The organism is Romboutsia sp. (assembly GCF_035470145.1).
Classification (GTDB): domain Bacteria; phylum Bacillota; class Clostridia; order Peptostreptococcales; family Peptostreptococcaceae; genus Romboutsia_D.
Genome location: NZ_DATIRC010000255.1, coordinates 1 through 2,845 on the forward strand (window position 1 = coordinate 1; position 2,845 = coordinate 2,845).

Annotated in this window: 4 protein-coding genes; 3 read left to right on the forward strand and 1 reads right to left on the reverse strand. The window is 26.9% G+C overall.

Features of this window, described 5'->3' with window-relative positions:
* Window positions 1-68: 68 nt before the first annotated feature.
* From VLM92_RS10875 to VLM92_RS10885, 3 genes are read left to right on the forward strand one after another with little or no spacing between them, the layout of a single operon-like run.
* Window positions 69-1,334: a cation:proton antiporter gene (locus tag VLM92_RS10875; protein WP_325276370.1), complete on the forward strand. Its 1,266-nt coding sequence runs from the start codon at window positions 69-71 to the stop codon at window positions 1,332-1,334.
* A 27-nt stretch (window positions 1,335-1,361) separates the two neighbouring features.
* Window positions 1,362-1,493: a hypothetical protein gene (locus VLM92_RS10880; RefSeq protein ID WP_325276371.1), complete on the forward strand. Its 132-nt coding sequence runs from the start codon at window positions 1,362-1,364 to the stop codon at window positions 1,491-1,493.
* Between the two features lie 4 nt (window positions 1,494-1,497).
* Window positions 1,498-2,322, forward strand: coding sequence for a potassium channel family protein (locus tag VLM92_RS10885; RefSeq protein ID WP_325276372.1), 825 nt, complete (start codon window positions 1,498-1,500; stop codon window positions 2,320-2,322).
* 95 nt (window positions 2,323-2,417) lie between these two features.
* Here the strand turns inward: VLM92_RS10885 and VLM92_RS10890 are convergent, their stop codons facing one another.
* Window positions 2,418-2,771, reverse strand: a complete 354-nt coding sequence (locus tag VLM92_RS10890) for a hypothetical protein (protein WP_325276373.1) — start codon at window positions 2,769-2,771, stop codon at window positions 2,418-2,420.
* Window positions 2,772-2,845: the final 74 nt, after the last annotated feature.

Below are 2,845 nucleotides of genomic sequence, written 5' to 3' on the forward strand. Positions count from 1 at the left end.
GTTTAAAGGTTATTGTTTTATGAGGAATAAAAGTTTTTATTATAACTTTAAATTATAGGAGGAGAGATATGACAACAGTATTAATAAGTTTAGTAATAATAGGAGTTTTAGCAAACTACAGCGGTAAATTAGTAGAAAAAATAAAGTTACCGTCTTTAATAGGAATGATGATATTAGGGATGTTAATAGGGCCGGCAATATTTAATTTAGTACCACAAAGTACTTTAAAAATAGCTCCGTTTATAAAAGATATAGCACTTGTAGCGGTTTTATTTATAGGCGGGCTTGGAATAAGTTTATCTCAAATAAAACAAATAGGTAAGCCAGCAGTTTTATTAAGTGTAATACCAGCAACGCTAGAAGGGTTTGCTGTGGCCTTTTTATGTATGACATTTTTAGATTTTACATTTGTTCAAGGTGCGATACTTGGATTTATAATAGCCGCAGTTAGTCCGGCTGTCCTAATACCATCGATGGTATCGTTAATAAACCGAAAATTAGGTCAAGACAAAGCAATACCACAAATGTTATTAGTAGGAGCGAGTTGTGATGATACTATAGCAATAACTTTTTTTACAACATTTTTAGGAATATATATGCAAAGTGAAGTAGGTAAAAACACTTCAGTATTAATGCAAATGTTATTAATACCTATAACAATTACTTTAAGTATAGTAATTGGATTTGCAATATTTAAGATAAGTAAAAAGGCTATAGAAAAAATAAGTAATGATTATGGTAAGGTTGTATTAGTTTTTACAATTTGTATGGGTATGAGATTCATAGAAAAGAATTTACACATAGAGATATTTAACTCATTATTAGCTGTAATGGTATATGGATTCTTTATTAGAAATTATATACAAGATAGCTCAAAGATAATATTAGAAAAGATGAATCATATTTGGAAAACAGGAAAGTTGTATTTATTCACTTTCGTAGGAATGGCTATAAATCCATCATTAGTAGGTCAGTATTTTTTAATTGGTATAGCAATACTTACTATATCACTAACAATACGTTCAATAGGAGTTATAATTGCGCTGCATGGAACAAATCTTACTAAAAAAGAAAAACTATTTTGTGTAATAGCGTATTTACCAAAGGCAACAGTACAATCAGCAAAAGCATCCATACCATTACAAATGGGAGTTAGTGGGGGAGCAATAATGCAAGCAATAGCTATACTTAGTGTTCTTATTACAGCACCAATAGGAGCTATAGGAATAAATTTAAGTGCAGATAAAATTCTTAAAAAAAGTAATGAAAATGAGGAAAAAATATCAAAAGATGTAAATATAATTAAGGAAAATATACAAACTAAATATAGATAAAATCGTATATAGAAAGGATATGAATATATGGATTTGAGAAAGCATTGGATACATGGAATATATTTAAGGATTTCAATGCTTCATTTTAAATTAGGAGCATATAATGAAGGTTGCAAGGGGAGTTGGCATTATAAAAATGGAGAAAATATATTTTATTAAATAAATGAGAAAAAAATATATTGCTTATCACATGAGTATGGCATTATTTTCAGTAGTAATTGCCTTGGTTTTGGTTTTACAATTAACAATGAATTTAAGTTATGAAACTCAAAGGTTATTAGGGGCTATTGATTTTGTAATATGGATAATATTTGTAATAGATTATGTGGTTAGACTGTATAAAAGTAGAAATAAAAGAAGGTTTATAAAAAGAAATTTAATAGATTTAATATCCATTATACCTCTGTATTCAATTTTTAGAGTGTTTAAAACGTTAAATATATTAAAAATAGGCAGATTAGCAAGATTGTCAGAACTAAGTCAGGTTGTAAGAGTATTAGCTATTATAAAAAGAACCAATAAAAACCTTTCCGAATTCATGAAAACAAACAACTTTGATCACACTATAGGTATAGCTATGATTATAATATTTGTAGGTTCTGTAATAATGTCTTACGTAGAGAATATAAGCATGGGAGATGCACTTTGGTGGAGTATTGTAACCGTGACAACTGTCGGATATGGAGACATATCACCAGCATCATCTCTAGGAAGAATTGTTGCATCGATTTTAATGATAATGGGTATTGGATTTATAGGTTCGTTAACATCAACTTTATCTACGTATTTTGTAAAACAAGAAGAAAAAAAATATAAAGATGAAAATACAAAAATACCAGAAAAGATACAAGCAATACAATTTAGTAAAGAAGAATATAGAAATAAATTAATAGGGGATATAATAAATAGGCTAGAAAAATTTGATGAATTATCAAAAGAAGAGCTAGATACAATGTGTAATGTACTAAAATCTTTAAAAGAAAAGTAAAATAATTGTAAGTGCTATGCTTAATATAAAAAAGGAGTTATGCATTCTAGATACACCATAACTCCTTTTATGGTATTTTATAATATAAAATAAATTCATTTTACATTATTTAAAGTTTCAGATTTTAAAGAATAACCATTACTAGTTTTAAAGATAGTACCATTATTTAACATTTTACCAATAAGAATTTTTGCAAAATGAGAAGAATCAGTTATAACAAGCTTGTCTTTAGTATAAAATAAAGAAGATTTTAAATTAACTAATTCGTTTTCTATATCTTTTTTAGATAAGCATCCTTTATCTTTAAAAGCTTTAATAATAGCTTTCTCACCTTTTTTATAAAGGATATCAAATAAGTCCTTTGATTTTCGTTGTTCTTTAAGTAATCCCCAGATATATATTATGACAGTTGCAAGTGCAAATAGTAGTATATATATTATAGTATCCATTAATTTACTTCTCCCTATGATTAAAAGTTATAAATTTATTATCATTTAAAATATTGAAAAATGAAATTAATCTT